Origin of the sequence: Pseudomonas sp. NA-150 (assembly GCF_044336365.1) — a bacterium.
In the GTDB taxonomy this organism is placed as follows: domain Bacteria; phylum Pseudomonadota; class Gammaproteobacteria; order Pseudomonadales; family Pseudomonadaceae; genus Aquipseudomonas.
In genome coordinates, this window is the sequence record NZ_CP172305.1 from 569,502 (window position 1) to 584,698 (window position 15,197).

A 15,197-nucleotide genomic window follows, 5' to 3' on the forward strand; every position below is an offset into this window, starting at 1 on the left:
GCGGGCTTGCCCGCGATCGGCTGCGCAGCAGTCGCAAAATGATGAATTGAAGGTCCTGCGGACCTTATCGCGGGCAAGCCCGCTCCTACAGAGAAGGCGTAATCAATCAAACATGAACAGCGCATCATTGCTGAATTGCGCTTCAAATCGCGCGGGCGGCATCGGGCGGCCGAACAGGTAGCCCTGGACCTCGTCGCAGCCGTGCTCTCTCAAAAACTCAAGCTGCTCGTGAGTCTCCACGCCCTCGGCGATCACCGCGAGGTTGAGGCTGTGGGCCATGGCGATGATGGCGCGGGCAATCTGCGCATCCTGCTCGCCGGACGGCAAGCCATCGACGAAGGTGCGGTCGATTTTCAGCACGTCGATCGGGAACTGCTTGAGGTAGTTGAGCGACGAATAGCCGGTGCCGAAGTCGTCCACGGCGATGCTCAAGCCCAGGCATTTCAGGCCGTCGAGGATATGCATGGCTTCGTTGACTTCACGCATCAGAATACTTTCGGTCAGTTCCAGTTCGAGGCACGCTGGCGGCAGGCCTGTTTCGTTGAGGATGGTGGCGATGCGCGTGCCCAGCTGGCCATCGGAGAACTGACGGGCGGAGATGTTCACCGAAATTTTCGGCACGCGAACCTTGGCTTGATGCCAGCTCTTGAGCTGACGGCAGGCTTCGGCCAGCACCCAGTCGCCGACTTCCACAACCAGACCGAGCTCTTCCAGCACCGGGATGAACTCGACCGGTGGCACCAGGCCACGGCGCGGATGACGCCAGCGCAGCAGGGCTTCAGCACCGGTCAGGCGTTTGCCGTCACCACTGAATTGCGGCTGGTAGTACAACGTAAACTCTTGCTGCTCAAGGGCGTGGCGCAGATCGCTTTCCAGTTCCAGACGCTCAAGGGCGCTGGCGTTCATGTCGGCCTGATAGAACTGGAAGTTGTTTTTGCCGCGCTCTTTGGCGTGATACATCGCCGTGTCGGCGTTTTTCATCAGTTGGCTCAACTCATTGCCGTCTTGCGGGCTGAGGGCAATGCCGATACTGGCGGTGACGAAGAACTCGCGGCCTTCAAGCACGAACGGCTTCACCAGACTGCCGAGAATCTGTTCGGCAACATGGATAGCGCGGTTCAACGCAAGCTGACGGTTGGCGCCCGGTTGCAGCAACAGGGTGAACTCGTCGCCACCCATGCGCGCCACGGTGTCGTCATCGGCAACACAACCCAACAGGCGTGTGGCCATTTCCTGAAGCATACGGTCGCCGGCGGCGTGGCCCAGGGAGTCGTTGATCGGCTTGAAACGGTCCAGGTCGAGGAACATCAGCACCACCCACGCCTGCTGGCGCTCGGCCTGTTGCAGCGCGCTGTGCAGGCGATCCTGGAACAGTGTGCGGTTCGGCAGGTGCGTCAGGGCATCGTAATACGCGAGGCGGTGAATGCGTTGCTCACTGGCCTTGCGCTCGCTGATGTCACTGAAGAAACACACGTAACTGGCAAGGTCGCCTTCGTCGTCGAACACCGCCGTGATGCCGACCCATGCCGGATAGTGCTCGCCGCTACGGCGTTTGAGCCACACCTCGCCCTCCCAACTGCCACGTTGGTGCAGTTGTTTGAGGATGTAGCGCAGATGGGCTTCTTGCTGATCGTCGACGGTGAGCATGGTCGGCAATTGGTCGAGAACCTGCGACACCGCATAACCACTGACGCGGCTGAAGGCGTCGTTGGCCTGGACGATGTAGCCCGCCGGGTCGGTGATCAGAATGGCCGAGGTCGAGTGCTCGAATACGGTTGCCGCCATGCGCAGGTCTTTCTCGGCACGGCGCTGCTGGCTGATGTCGCGGCCGACGCCAAGAATGCCTTCGAAGGTGCCGTGCTCGTCCCACACCAGCACCAGACGCAACTCAATCGGGATCTTGCGCCCATCCGCCCGCAGGCAGTCGAACAGGAACAGTCGGGTCGGCAGGTTGGCGCGCAGGGCCGCCATCGCTTCGGGCGTGCCCAGGGCCTTGGTGACACGGTCGAGCAGCGAGTACATGCCGACCAGTTGCTGCGGGTTGGCGATGGTCGATTGCCAGCCGTTATCAAGAATCCACTCGGCGCTGTAGCCCAGTACGGCTTGCACCGAGGGGCTTACATAGTTGGGCGTGAGCTGGCTGTCGGTGGAGAAAATCACATCGCTAATGCTTTCCGCGAGCATCCGATAGCGTTGCTCGCTGTCGCGCAACGACTCACTGGCTTCGAGTTGCTCGGTGATGTCCTTGGCCACGCCGATAATCCGCGTGACGTGGTTGTGTTTATCGGGCGCCAGGGCCTGTTCGCGGATATCGAAGCGCCGCCAGTTTTGATTGCGGTCACGAAAGCGTAATTGGCATTGCAGCAGTTCGATGTACCCCTGCTGACGCTGTTGCAGGCGCAGGTCGTGATAATGCTCGGCGTCGTCCGGGTGCAGCAGAATCTCCCAGAAGTATTCACCCATCTCGTGCAGTTCGGCTTTGCTGTAGCCCAGCGTATGCCCCAGGTGGTGGTTGCTGTAGATCATCCGTTGGCTGAGTACGTCCTGCACGTACAGGTGATCCGGTACTGTACGCACGACGTCGGACCAGAAACTTTCACGTTCGAGCAATGACAGTTCGACCAACTTGCGGCTGCTGATATCGCTGATGCTGAGAATCACCGCCGAATAGTCGGCCGGCTGTTGCGGCACACGCATGACCAGCCACAAGTGCTGATCATCGCTTTGTGGTGGATTGGAAAGCTGGATTTCCAATTCAAGCTGCTCTTGCCGATCCAGTACCGCGCGGATCATTTGCAGGCCGATGCCTTGTTGGCTGCGGCTATCACCCTTGATCAGTTTCACCCACGCGTGGGCATTGGACTCAACCTTCAGCAGATCAAGCGCAATCTGGTTGACCTCGGTAAATCGCAGTTGCTGCAGCAATTCGTTGCAGTGTTCCGGATGCGTGGCCAGCAGGCGATCCAGGTCTGCGCCGCTGTGCAATTGACGCTTGTCCAACAGCGCCGGAAGCCCAGACAGGTTGAGGACGCAGAGCGCGACTTTGGTGCCGTCGAAAATGTCTTGGTAGCGGCGTTTGCTTTCCAGCAACTCTTTTTGTCGACGACGCAGGCTGGCAAGGGCCAGCAGCGGAATCAGAGAGCACAGCAAGCCGATCAGGCACTTGCCGATCAGCGCCGGCAGCAGGTCGCGGCGCGCCTTGCCGGCGTCGAACAGCCCGCGCAATTGCCAGTCACTGTTCGTCAGCGGCGACAGCAGCACACTTTTGACGTCACCCGGTCGGGACTCGAGAGCCTCAGTGGCGGCAGCTTTCGCAGCGCTGGCCTCATCGCGGAACAGGATTTTTTGCGTCAGATGATTTTCCAGCTGCCACTTGGGATGGTAGTCCTGCGCGGTCTGCCGGGTGAGGATGCTCAGCAGCTCGGGCGCCAGGCGTAACGCCCAAAAGCTTTTGGCTGTTTCACCGGGTTGGCGCACCAGCAGATAGAGCTGCGAGCCGTCATCGGTGTTGGCGAAGTAATAAGGGCGGGCCTGAGCACGCAGCATCAAGTGTTTGAGAAACACAGCCTCGCCGTCGGGCATGTTACTGCTGCCGGCGCTGTCTTTGATGATGTCGCCAGCCGCACTCAACCAGACAACGCTGCGCAGCGAGGGCAGGGTCACACGTAGCTTTTCGAGTGCCAGCGCCTGTTGATTATCGGTCAGTGAGTCTTGCTGCGGGCCGGCCAGCAGGTTGAGGGCCATTTGCGCATTGAGTGCCATGTTCAGGCTCAAGCGATCGGCCAGTAACGAGCTGTAATCAAAGCTGCGCTGGCGCTCACGGTCCTGGGTCTGCTGGAATTGATCCATCAGTTGCCAGAACAGCAGCACAAGCATCAGCAGTACCAGCGCCGCGAGTGCACCTTTCAATGTGCCGCGCAGAGGCGCTGGAGGCGCGTCCGTGGGGCTGCGCAGTGAAGAAGGAGGCAATGATGTGGGCAAGCGTTAATCCTGGCGACTGGACTGAAGCACCGAATGCGAAACGCACTATAAGCTGGACGCCCAAAGGGCGGCTAGCATGCCTTGATATGTGGCTAAGTGCCAGCCCCATTGAGCCGGACGGTTTGCCCTGTAGGGTGCATTCGGGTAGCTTTGCCCGATGCACTGTGTCGTCCGTTTCTCATAATAGTGACTGCACTGTTAAGTAAGCATTGACCTGAAATCAGCCATCGCGCCACCGGCAATCGATTGGCGGCCTGACGTTGTTTCATTCAAGGATTCAATCTGGCTGGCGGCAAGTGCCGCAGGCAAATAAAATTGAACAGCTATTTTTGAGGCGCGGCACTAAGCTCGCTCTCTATTCACTGTCACCGACCGGGTTTTCTTTCCATGGCTCAATACGTATTCACCATGCATCGGCTGAGCAAAGTTGTGCCGCCGAAGCGGGAAATTCTGAAAAACATCTCCCTGTCGTTCTTCCCTGGCGCCAAGATCGGCGTTTTGGGTCTGAACGGTTCGGGTAAATCCACTTTGTTGAAAATCATGGCCGGCGTCGACACCGAATTCGACGGCGAAGCGCGGCCAATGCCTGAGCTCAATGTCGGTTATCTGCCGCAAGAGCCACAACTTGACCCCACTAAGACCGTTCGTGAAGTCGTCGAAGAAGCCGTCAGCGTGATCAAGGATGCGCAAGCGCGTCTGGATCAGGTCTACGCCGAATACGCCGACCCGGATGCCGACTTCGACAAGCTGGCGGCTGAACAGGCCAAGCTCGAAGCCATCCTGCAAGCGGGCGACGGTCATAACCTCGACCGCCAACTGGAAGTCGCCGCTGATGCGCTGCGTCTGCCAGCGTGGGATGCGAAGATCGAACACCTCTCCGGTGGTGAAAAGCGTCGTGTGGCCCTGTGCCGCCTGCTGCTGTCGGCCCCTGACATGCTGCTGCTCGACGAACCAACCAACCACCTGGACGCCGACTCCGTCGCCTGGCTGGAGCACTTCCTGCACGACTTCCCGGGTACTGTGGTAGCGATCACGCACGACCGTTACTTCCTGGACAACGTTGCGGGCTGGATCCTCGAACTCGACCGCGGCGCGGGCATTCCATACGAAGGCAACTATTCGGGCTGGCTGGAAGCCAAGTCGGATCGTCTGGCCCAGGAATCCAAGCAGCAAACGGCCCATGAAAAGGCCATGAAAGACGAGCTGGAGTGGTTTCGTAAAGGCGCCAAGGCGCGTCAATCGAAATCCAAGGCGCGTCTGCAACGCTTCGAAGAAATGCAATCGCAGGAATTCCAGAAGCGCAGCGAGACTAACGAAATCTACATCCCGGCCGGTCCGCGCCTGGGTGACAAGGTCATCGAGTTCAAGAACGTCAGCAAAGGTTATGGCGATCGCGTGTTGATCGACAACCTGTCGTTCTCGATGCCAAAAGGTGCAATCGTCGGCGTAATCGGTGGTAACGGTGCCGGTAAGTCGACCTTGTTCCGCATGCTGATGGGCAAAGAGCAGCCGGATTCCGGCAGCATTGAAGTCGGCGAAACCGTACAGCTGGCCTGCGTTGATCAGAGCCGTGACGACCTTGACGGCAGCAAAACGGTGTTCCAGCAGATTTCCGACGGCTCTGACCAGATCCGCATCGGCAACTATGAAATCCCGTCGCGCACCTATGTCGGGCGTTTCAACTTCAAAGGCGGCGATCAGCAGAAGTTCGTCAAGGACCTCTCCGGTGGTGAGCGTGGTCGCTTGCACCTGGCGTTGACCTTGAAAGAGGGCGGCAACGTCCTGCTGCTCGACGAACCGTCCAACGACCTCGACGTGGAAACCCTGCGTTCGCTGGAAGAAGCCCTGCTGGACTTCCCGGGCGCTGCGATTGTGATCTCTCACGATCGGTGGTTCCTGGACCGTGTTGCGACCCACATCCTCGCGTACGAAGATGACTCGCAAGCCGTGTTCTTCGAAGGTAACTACACCGAATACGAAGCCGACCGCAAAAAGCGCCTCGGCGACGCAGCGGCCCAGCCGCATCGGGTACGCCACAAGAAACTGGCGTAAGACAAAAACGGAGCCTTCGGGCTCCGTTTTTTATGGTTGATGCACAATATCTGTAGGCGCTGCCGAAGGCTGCGATCGACCGGAAACCGGTCGTGCTTCTTCGGATTTGAAGGTCCTGCAGACCTTATCGCAGCCTTCGGCAGCTCCTACAGGTCCGATTCAATCTCCAGAATCTCGATCAACTGATCCCCCGCCGGGCGTTTCCACAGCACGTCATCACCCACCTGCGCCCCAAGTAGCGCACGCCCCAACGGCGACCCCCAATTGATCAAAGCATGGGCAGCATCGGCCTGGTCTTCGCCGACCAGCTGTACGCGTTGCTTGGTATTGTTTTCATCGGCAAACGTCACCCAACTGCCAATCTGCACTTTCTCGGTCGAAATAGCTGGCGTCATTACCTGAGCGCTTTGCAGGCGCTGGTTGTAGTAGCGCTGATCACGTTCGATATCGGCGAGCCGCTGCTTGTCGGCACGATCGCCCAAGGCCGATTGTTCGTTGTGCTGCGCCTGCAACTCCGCCACCCGTGCCTGCAACTGCGTCAGGCCGTGAGCGGTGACGTAATTGGGTTGTTTGCTGACCCGACGCTCCACCGGTTGGCTGGCTTGCGCGGCGGCCTGGTCTTCGTTAACGAATGCGCGGCTCATGGCGTTATCTCCCTGTTATTGGGTTTGGGCCATGTTGGCAGGCGTTTGGTTTCATCGATTGCCTACAAAGAGAGTGTTTGCACGCATACAAATTAATAGTGATACCACTTCATCTCCAGCATCACTTCATTCACCGGCGATGCCAGTTGGCTGAACTCGCGTTGGGCCGTCAGGCGCAGGCCGAGGTTGCGTGACAGTTCCCATTGCTGATTCAGACTGAAGCTACGGCGTACTTCGCCATTGGTGAAGTAGTCGCCCTTGGCTTCCAGGCTCAAGTTACCCAACGGGTTATGCCACAACAACCCACTATCGAAGCCCGCTGCCGGCGAGACGGCCGCGGAGAAGTCGGTGTTGTGCTCAACACGCACGGTGCCCAGCGCAAACCCCAGCAGGTCGTCGCTCAATTGCCAGGTGCCGCCGCCACCACCGTTGACGTGGCTGACCAATCTCTCGTTGTCATGCTTGCTCAATACGCGTTCCAGGCCGCCCATGACTTGCCAGGACCACGGCTGCAGCAGGGCGGTACGCGGCGTGAGGGAGCGTATCGTCGCCAGATCCAATTGTTGCACCTGCCATTGGTTACCCTCGTATTGGCGCAGCTTGAGTTGCAGGATTTCGATCTGCGCGCCCAACGGAAAGCCGTAGGCGTTGTCGTTCAGGTCGTGATACGCCATGCGCAGACCGTATTCGGCGAAGGCTTTATCGTCGCGAGAGCCCGCGCCCAATTGCCAGGTGCGCGACTCATGGCCATCCTCGGTCAGACCGGGGCGTTCGATCTGCAACGCTGGCGGCGGGTTCTGGCTGATCGCTCGCAACAGTTCAAAACTGCGCTGCGAACTGTCGCTGGTGCGTTCTTCGCCATTGACGCGATAGCGCACGAGGCGGTAGGCAGCGTCCTGAATCAACGCGCGACGGTCTTTCGGCAGGGCCAGATAGTCAGGGTTTTGCAGCTGCTTTTGATCGGCGCTGACCTTCAACACCCACTGCTGCTCGTTGCTGCTCAAAGGCTCTGCGCGACTGAGCAGTTCGCGTTCGGCGGACGGTCGATAATTGGTTTTCTCCACCAGCCCGGCGTCTTTCACGGCGCGCACGGTGTCGGTCGGAATCGCCGTCAGCGGAAATAACGAAGTCAGGTCCAGGCCGGGCCGCGCGACCTGCAGCAGTTCGAGCAAGCGATAGGAGCAGTTTTCGTCGAAGAAGAAATAGCCGAAGCGAATCTGCTTCAGCTCCCACACATGCTCGACCATACGCCCGGTTTCTTCGTGGGTCAGATTCAGTCGGTATTCCCACAGGTCGCGGTTTTCCAGACTACGGTATTCTCGGAGTTTTTCTTGATAGGGCACCAGCGCGAATAATCCCGGATAGCCACCCATCAGGCCCTTCCAGGCATACAGAATGCTGTTGTCCGAGCCTTCGATGTAAGCGCCGAAGTTGATCGCGTAGCTCAGCAGTTCGGTGTGGTCCTTTTGCACATCGGCCTGATCAACGCGCAGCAATGTGTGACCAAACATCGAAGATGGGCTGTTCAGGTAGGCTGCGGGGAATATCAGTACGGTACTGTCCGGCGCGATATCACCGAACCACTGTTTGAACGTTTTGCACTCCGGGGTTGGCAGGTCAGTCAGGTGCAACTGCTCACGCAGAAAGCGCGAACGGGCCGGGTAGACACATTGCGGATGCTGGTCTTGCGCCGTCGAGTCACCGCTGACCGGCGTATAGATAGCGTCCAGAGTCGCCCTTAGCTCGGCAGTCGGGTCATGGGCTCCGTCAGTTGCGAGAAAGAACTTCGAATCGTCGACATAGCTGCGCCAGCCGCCGAGCTTTGCCGGTGTGTAGTGACCTAGAGCAAGCCATAGCGGCATGTTGGCCAATTGCTGCAAGCGATCATTGTCGATAGGTGGCGCGGCGTAGAGAGGGGCGCAAACAAACAGCACCATATAGGCAAGGCGTTTGAGCATAGAAAGCAACTAGTCAGGATTGAGGGCAATCAGTGCTGCAAAAACCTGCCCCCCGGATGGGAGGCAGGTGCAACTAAATTAAGCCTGGGTGGCATATTTGGCCAAGGTCGGATCGCTTTTCAACACAGCGAGGGTGTTGGTGTGAACATCGTCGGCGGTTACGTCGGCCTTGCTGAAGATTTGCTGGAAGTGTTCATGGGTGACGGCGGCGAAGTGTGCGCGGTCTTCTGGAGCAACGCCCAGCACCACCGCGTAGGTAGTCAATGCTTCACCTTGGCCCATGGCCATGTCTTTGGAAAGCTCATCCATCATGCCGTTCATAGACAGCCAGGACTTGCCGCCGTAAGTCAGTGTTGAGCTGGTGGAGCAGCCGTTGGTGCCAGAGGTCATGCCGAAAGTCGCGTTACCGGACGTTCCGTTGGTCGTCGACGCGAAGATGTGTGGCCCTGTGCCGTGTTGGCCTGCGAACAGCATGTTGCCCCAGCCACAATCCGGGCCGCCTGGTGCCTGGGCCATGGCGTTTAGAGATACGACGGTGAAGAGAGTACCGAGAAGAATCCGTTTCATAGCTTGAGTTCTCTTTCTGAGTTCAACCAAGGGTCGGGTTCCTGGCCGGTCGCTGCGCCAGGGCGAGCCAGCGTTACTATCACCAGCCGCGTAGGTTGGAGTTTAGGCACGATCTCAACGTTCCGTGATTTATTGCCAAATGTTATCTAAATCGCCGCTTCGCTTGCCGCCAGCGCTGGTTGGCGCGGGCTGGTAAATATTAGCCTGCAGCGTGCCTTGCCAGCCGGGCATGGCGAGCGCCAGAATGCCTTCATCTGCCCCGCCTGATGTAAGGATGTCCGATGCCCGATTCTGTTGCTGCCAGCTTGCGTCTAGCGCCCGAAGCGCTGACACGTCCTTTCTCCGCTGAACAGTTCAGCTTCTCGACGACTAATGATCTGGAGCCCTTCCGTGGTGTGCTCGGCCAGGAGCGAGCAGTAGAGGCACTGCAATTCGGGGTGGCCATGCCGCGCCCCGGTTACAACGTGTTCGTCATGGGCGAGCCCGGTACGGGACGCTTTTCTTTCGTCAAGCGCTACCTCAAAGCCGAGGGCAAGCGCATGCAGACCCCGGCGGATTGGGTCTACGTCAACAATTTCGATGAGCCTCGCGAACCTCGCGCCCTGGAATTGCCATCTGGCCGCGCAGCTTCGTTCATCGCGGATATCAACGGCCTGATCGACAATCTGCTGGCGACCTTTCCGGCAGTCTTCGAGCACCCGTCCTACCAGCAGAAGAAAAGCGCCATCGATCGTGCGTTCAACCAGCGCTATGACAAGGCATTGGACATCATCGAGCGTCTGGCGCTGGAAAAGGACATTGCCCTTTACCGTGACAGCACCAACATCGCCTTCACGCCGATGAGCGAAGGCAAGGCGCTGGACGAGGCGGAGTTTTCGCAACTGCCGGAAGCCGAGCGCGATCGATTCCACGATGATATTTCTGGCCTCGAAGAACGCCTCAACGAGGAATTGGCCAGCCTGCCGCAGTGGAAGCGTGAAACCAGCAACCAGATGCGTCAGTTGAACGAAGAGACCATCACTCTGGCGCTGCAACCCTTGTTGTCGCCTTTGTCGGAAAAGTACGCGGAAAACGCCGGAGTTTGCGCCTATCTGCAAGGCATGCAGGTGTATTTGCTGAAAACCGTGGTCGAGCAACTGGTCGACGACGCCAAAACCGATGCCCAGGCGCGCAAGTTGCTGGAAGAGCAGTACTGTCCGAGCCTGGTGGTCGGTCATCCGCTCAACGCTGGCGCACCCGTGGTGTTCGAGCCGCACCCGACCTACGACAACCTGTTCGGGCGCATTGAATACAGCACCGACCAAGGCGCGTTGTACACCACCTATCGGCAACTGCGCCCGGGTGCTCTGCATCGGGCCAATGGCGGTTTTCTGGTGCTGGAAGCGGAAAAAATGCTCAGCGAGCCGTTTGTCTGGGACGCGCTGAAACGCGCCCTGCAATCGCGCAAGTTGAAGATGGAATCGCCGCTGGGGGAACTGGGTCGCATCGCGACCGTGAGCCTGACCCCGCAAATGATCCCGTTGCAGGTCAAAGTCATCATAATTGGCGCACGTTCGCTGTACTACACCCTGCAAGACCTCGATCCGGACTTCCAGGAGATGTTCCGGGTGCTGGTGGATTTCGATGAAGACATTCCGATGGTCGACGAAAGCCTGGAGCAATTCGCCCAGTTGCTGAAAACCCGCACCTCGGAAGAGGGTATGGCGCCGCTGACCGGTGATGCCGTGGCGCGTCTGGCCACTTACAGCGCCCGACTGGCCGAGCATCAGGGCCGTTTGTCGGCGCGGATCGGCGACCTGTTTCAGTTGGTCAGCGAGGCGGACTTCATTCGCCAGTTGGCCAATGACGACAAGACCGATGCCGGGCACATCGAACGTGCGCTCAAGGCCAAGGCCACGCGCACCGGGCGCGTTTCGGCGCGGATTCTCGACGACATGCTCGCCGGGATCATCCTGATCGACACTGACGGCGCGGCGGTAGGCAAGTGCAACGGGCTGACGGTGCTGGAAGTCGGCGACTCGGCGTTCGGCGTGCCGGCGCGGATTTCGGCGTCGGTGTATCCGGGCGGTAGCGGCATTGTCGACATCGAGCGCGAGGTCAACCTCGGTCAGCCGATTCACTCCAAGGGCGTGATGATTCTTACCGGTTACCTGGGCAGCCGTTACGCGCAGGAATTCCCGCTGGCGATTTCCGCGAGCATCGCGCTGGAGCAGTCCTACGGGTATGTGGACGGCGACAGCGCTTCATTGGGCGAAGCCTGCACCTTGATCTCGGCGCTGTCGAAAACCCCGCTCAAGCAATGTTTCGCCATTACCGGCTCGATCAACCAGTTTGGTGAAGTGCAGGCGGTGGGTGGGGTCAACGAAAAAATCGAAGGCTTCTTCCGGCTGTGTGAAGCGCGTGGTCTGACAGGCGAGCAGGGTGCAATCATCCCGCAAGCCAACGTCGCGACCTTGATGCTCGACGAGCGCGTGCTGCAAGCGGTGCGCGCCGGGCAGTTCCATGTTTACGCGGTGCGCCAGGCCGACGAAGCATTGAGCTTGTTGGTCGGCGAACCTGCGGGTGCGCCCGACGAGAACGGCGAATTCCCGGAAGGCAGCGTCAACTACCGGGTGGTCGAGCGCCTGCGCGACATCGCCGAGATGCTCAGCGATGAAGACCTCAAAGAAGAACTGGAAAAAGAGCCGGCTCAACTTCAGCCCGAGCTGAAGGCCATGGCCAAGAAAAAGAAGGACTGATCGATTTGTGCCGTTCGGGCGCTAAGTGGTGTGACGACCATTCGGCGCCCGATGCTTTACGGGACTTTTAGAATTCGGGTTTTCTTCTATTCTGGAGACATAACACAGTTGTCAAATGGACTGACGCGCTCCTCCCTCGCTTTGAGGAGCGAACACTGTACTAAATGAGGAGCTCGCCATGTCGCGCAGCCTCTGTCTTACCCGCCAATGCCTTGGACTCGTCACTCGTATCGAATGTGTGATTCGCCCTCTCTCTGGGGATAACGGTATGTGGACATTACTGTTCGCTGCCGGCATGTCTGGTGAACAACCTTCTGCACTCAAGGCTCAAGGGCCTTTTCATGGACCGCTGGCCGCCGAGTCGGTATTGATGGCCATCGCTGAAAGTCTATCCCTGCACGGTTATCAGGTGGCCGAGGACGTGCCCATCTGGCAATTACATTTGCAGGGTGAGCTAAGACGCATCAACGGCGATCACTCGCGCTGCCAGCGATCTTCTCCGTTCTGAGCGCGTCATTGTTACTCGGCTTCATCGGGTGCTGCTGAACCAGTCTGGTCGATTTCGTCCAGGCTGGCAGCGCTTGGCTTGGCGAGTTTGACCTTGAAGGCATAGTTCACGGTGTCGAGTCCGGTGCGTTGGTACGCTTCCAGACTGGTCGGCTTGCCATAGAAATAGTGCACCTCAAACATGGCAGGGCTGTACTCCTTGACGGCGTGGCTGACCGAAAGGATTTCCTTGAGATACTTGCCCTTGCTGTCTTTGCCGTAAAAACGCCACTTCTCCGAGGGGAACAACGCCTGGTCGATGATCAACGCGTTGTCTTTCAGCGTCAGCCCCTGGGGCAGGTTAGCGCCGTCCATGAAGCTTTTTTCAATGTGTGCCAGGTGCAGCGGCATGGTCCCGGAGGCATAGGCAGGGGGCACCTGGAACTGGCTCAGGTCATAGCTGATGTAGCCTTCCGTGGTATTGGTTTCGTAGGAGTCGATGGGTGGTTGCAGGGTTTTGCCCGGTTTGCCGCCGTCGTCCTCGGCGTAAAAGGTAATCGGCGACTCGCTGCTTAACTCGGGGCCGAGTAACGCCTCGTTGAAGGTCGGCGGATGGCTGAACTCAATGCGCGCATCTTGCGGGTTTTCCACGTCCTGACGAATGACAATGCTTTTCCTCAGTTGCTCCTCGTTCATCTCGTAGCTCTTGAGAAAGTCCTGGGCCTCGGAGTCGTAGACCACCACCGGCATCGACAAGGGCTGAACCGTGAGGCCAAACGTGTGTTCGTTGAACTGGCGCACGGGCAGGCTCAGTTGGGTTTTTCGAATCTCGCTTTGCGCATAATCCAGCACACTGACCTGCAGCTTTTCGATCGTGCCGTTGAAGTAGGCCTTGGTGTAATGGGTTTTCAGTTGGCGATTAAAGGCGTGCAAGTCGGCAATCTGTTGCTGATGAAAGGCGTCGCTGTACTGCTTTTGCGCCATCAAGGCATCGAGTTGTTTTTGGTAGAACGCGAGTTGCTCAGCGCTCTGCGTGATGCCCGCGGCCCTGGACAGAAACTGATGGGTGCGGTCCTGGGCTTGAAGGACCAAGGGGTTAAAGTCCTGATCTACCAGTTCATCCGACAGGTTGACACTGTTTTGCATCTCGACTTCGGCGTAGTTCTCGTTCAAGCCCAGCAAGGTCACGCTGATATTGCCATCAGTGCGCCGTGCGCCCACTTCGGTCGGCAAGAACTCGAAGGTGCTGACCCTGCGCGGCGTAACGATCTGGATCTCGCCATTGAGTGTCACTGGGTTGGGTTTGTCTTTGTCGGTGGGCGGCGGCGCGCCGTCGACGTAGGGGTAGATCAGGTCGAGATCGTTGGGGTTGTTGGCGTCGTACAGCGAGGGTGACAGCTGGATGTGACTGGCGTCCTCCAGGCGTTCCTTAGTGAAGGGGACGGTTTTTTTGTTGTCGAGAACCACCGATTGCCAGCTGAGTTTCTGCGGGAACGGGAAGTCGGCCGGGAAGTGAAAGGCGAAGGGGAACCTGGGTTCCAGCGTCGTCAGATAGTCGGAGTCTGAGGCCTTGCGCAGGATGAACAAGTCTTTGACGTAGGTATCGGTGACACTCTGGGTGTCAGGATAATCCTTGAGCAGAATCAGACTGTTTTCGCTGTACTGCGTTTCGACAGGCTTTTTCTGCATTTCCAGCTGGATGCGATCGACCATCAACAGTGACTCGCCGAGGTCGGTGGCGGTTTCCTTCAGTTTCGGATCCTGGATGGATTCGAGCTTTTTCTCGAATTGATCGGCTTTGGCCTTGAAGGCCGCCTGTTGCTGCTCCTCGGTTTTTTCCGAGCAACCACTGATCAGCAGCGTCAGGGCGAGAGCCAGGCTGGAGAGCGAAGGTCTGACATCCATTCACGGTGTTCCTGTAGGTATCGGACCCGTCAAGGACGCCCGATCGATCCGCTGAATAACCGCCGTAACACTCGAAGTGTAAGACACGTCCGTGAAAACTGTGGGCCGTGACAGCGCGACACGGCAGCAAGAACGTTCTGAGCCCGTGATTGGCGAATGGCGGCGGGCTTCAATCGTGCAAAGTTTAGTAACTATTTAACGGCCCGGCGCAGCCCAGAGAAGCCTCGTCAGCCATTTCGCCGAATCAGCCGCTGATATACTTCCGGCGATTTTTTAACCCCCTGTGAGTATCGATGGAACGCTTTTTCGAGAATGCGATGTACGCCTCGCGCTGGCTGCTGGCGCCGATTTATTTTGGACTGTCGCTGGGCCTGTTGGCCTTGGCACTGAAATTTTTCCAGGAAATCTTTCACGTCATCCCCACTGTTTTTTCCATGGCCGAGTCGGATGTGATCCTGGTGCTGCTGTCGTTGATCGATATGGCACTGGTGGGCGGTTTGCTGGTGATGGTGATGATTTCCGGCTACGAGAACTTTGTTTCGCAGTTGGATATCGATGACAGCAAAGAGAAGCTCAGCTGGCTGGGCAAGATGGACTCCAGCTCTCTGAAGATGAAAGTCGCGGCGTCGATCGTGGCCATTTCATCCATTCACCTGTTGCGGGTGTTCATGGACGCCAAGAACATCGACCCGCAACACCTCATGTGGTACGTGATCATTCACATGACCTTTGTTATCTCCGCGTTCGCCATGGGTTATCTGGATAAACTGACCAAGCATTGACCCATCACTCGCCGCCTGTCGATTTAACCCTATGGGAGGAAGTGGACGGGCGGCGTGGTTTTAACGTTGTGATTTCGCTCCACT

Annotated in this window: 9 protein-coding genes; 4 read left to right on the forward strand and 5 right to left on the reverse strand. The window is 58.2% G+C overall.

What is annotated here, in order from left to right:
- Positions 1-102: 102 nt before the first annotated feature.
- Complete coding sequence (locus ACF0H7_RS02805; RefSeq protein WP_397451295.1) at positions 103-3,981, reverse strand: EAL domain-containing protein; 3,879 nt, start codon at positions 3,979-3,981, stop codon at positions 103-105.
- Positions 3,982-4,368: 387 nt separating this feature from the next.
- Between ACF0H7_RS02805 and ettA the strand changes: the two genes are divergently transcribed.
- Complete coding sequence (gene ettA, locus ACF0H7_RS02810) at positions 4,369-6,033, forward strand: energy-dependent translational throttle protein EttA (RefSeq protein WP_397451296.1); 1,665 nt, start codon at positions 4,369-4,371, stop codon at positions 6,031-6,033.
- Between the two features lie 146 nt (positions 6,034-6,179).
- On the opposite strand, the gene ACF0H7_RS02815 is transcribed toward ettA, so the two are convergent.
- The 3 genes from ACF0H7_RS02815 to ACF0H7_RS02825 form a co-directional block, all read right to left on the reverse strand.
- Positions 6,180-6,677, reverse strand: a complete 498-nt coding sequence (locus ACF0H7_RS02815) for a GreA/GreB family elongation factor (protein ID WP_397451297.1) — start codon at positions 6,675-6,677, stop codon at positions 6,180-6,182.
- 92 nt (positions 6,678-6,769) lie between these two features.
- Positions 6,770-8,635, reverse strand: coding sequence for a DUF4105 domain-containing protein (locus ACF0H7_RS02820; protein ID WP_397451298.1), 1,866 nt, complete (start codon positions 8,633-8,635; stop codon positions 6,770-6,772).
- A 78-nt stretch (positions 8,636-8,713) separates the two neighbouring features.
- Positions 8,714-9,202 carry a DUF3015 domain-containing protein gene (locus ACF0H7_RS02825; RefSeq protein ID WP_397451299.1) on the reverse strand — a complete coding sequence of 163 codons (489 nt, stop codon included), beginning with the start codon at positions 9,200-9,202 and terminating at the stop codon, positions 8,714-8,716.
- Between the two features lie 281 nt (positions 9,203-9,483).
- On the opposite strand from ACF0H7_RS02825, the gene ACF0H7_RS02830 reads away from it, so the two are divergent.
- Both ACF0H7_RS02830 and ACF0H7_RS02835 read left to right on the forward strand, forming a co-directional pair.
- Positions 9,484-11,940, forward strand: coding sequence for a Lon protease family protein (locus ACF0H7_RS02830; protein ID WP_397451300.1), 2,457 nt, complete (start codon positions 9,484-9,486; stop codon positions 11,938-11,940).
- 178 nt (positions 11,941-12,118) lie between these two features.
- Positions 12,119-12,448, forward strand: a complete 330-nt coding sequence (locus tag ACF0H7_RS02835) for a hypothetical protein (protein WP_397451301.1) — start codon at positions 12,119-12,121, stop codon at positions 12,446-12,448.
- An 11-nt stretch (positions 12,449-12,459) separates the two neighbouring features.
- Here ACF0H7_RS02835 and ACF0H7_RS02840 read toward each other — a convergent pair whose 3' ends face one another.
- On the reverse strand, positions 12,460-14,331 hold the full coding sequence (locus ACF0H7_RS02840; protein ID WP_397451302.1) for a hypothetical protein: 1,872 nt from the start codon (positions 14,329-14,331) through the stop codon (positions 12,460-12,462).
- A 293-nt stretch (positions 14,332-14,624) separates the two neighbouring features.
- On the opposite strand from ACF0H7_RS02840, the gene ACF0H7_RS02845 reads away from it, so the two are divergent.
- On the forward strand, positions 14,625-15,113 hold the full coding sequence (locus tag ACF0H7_RS02845) for a TIGR00645 family protein (protein WP_397451303.1): 489 nt from the start codon (positions 14,625-14,627) through the stop codon (positions 15,111-15,113).
- The last annotated feature ends 84 nt before the right edge of the window (positions 15,114-15,197 follow it).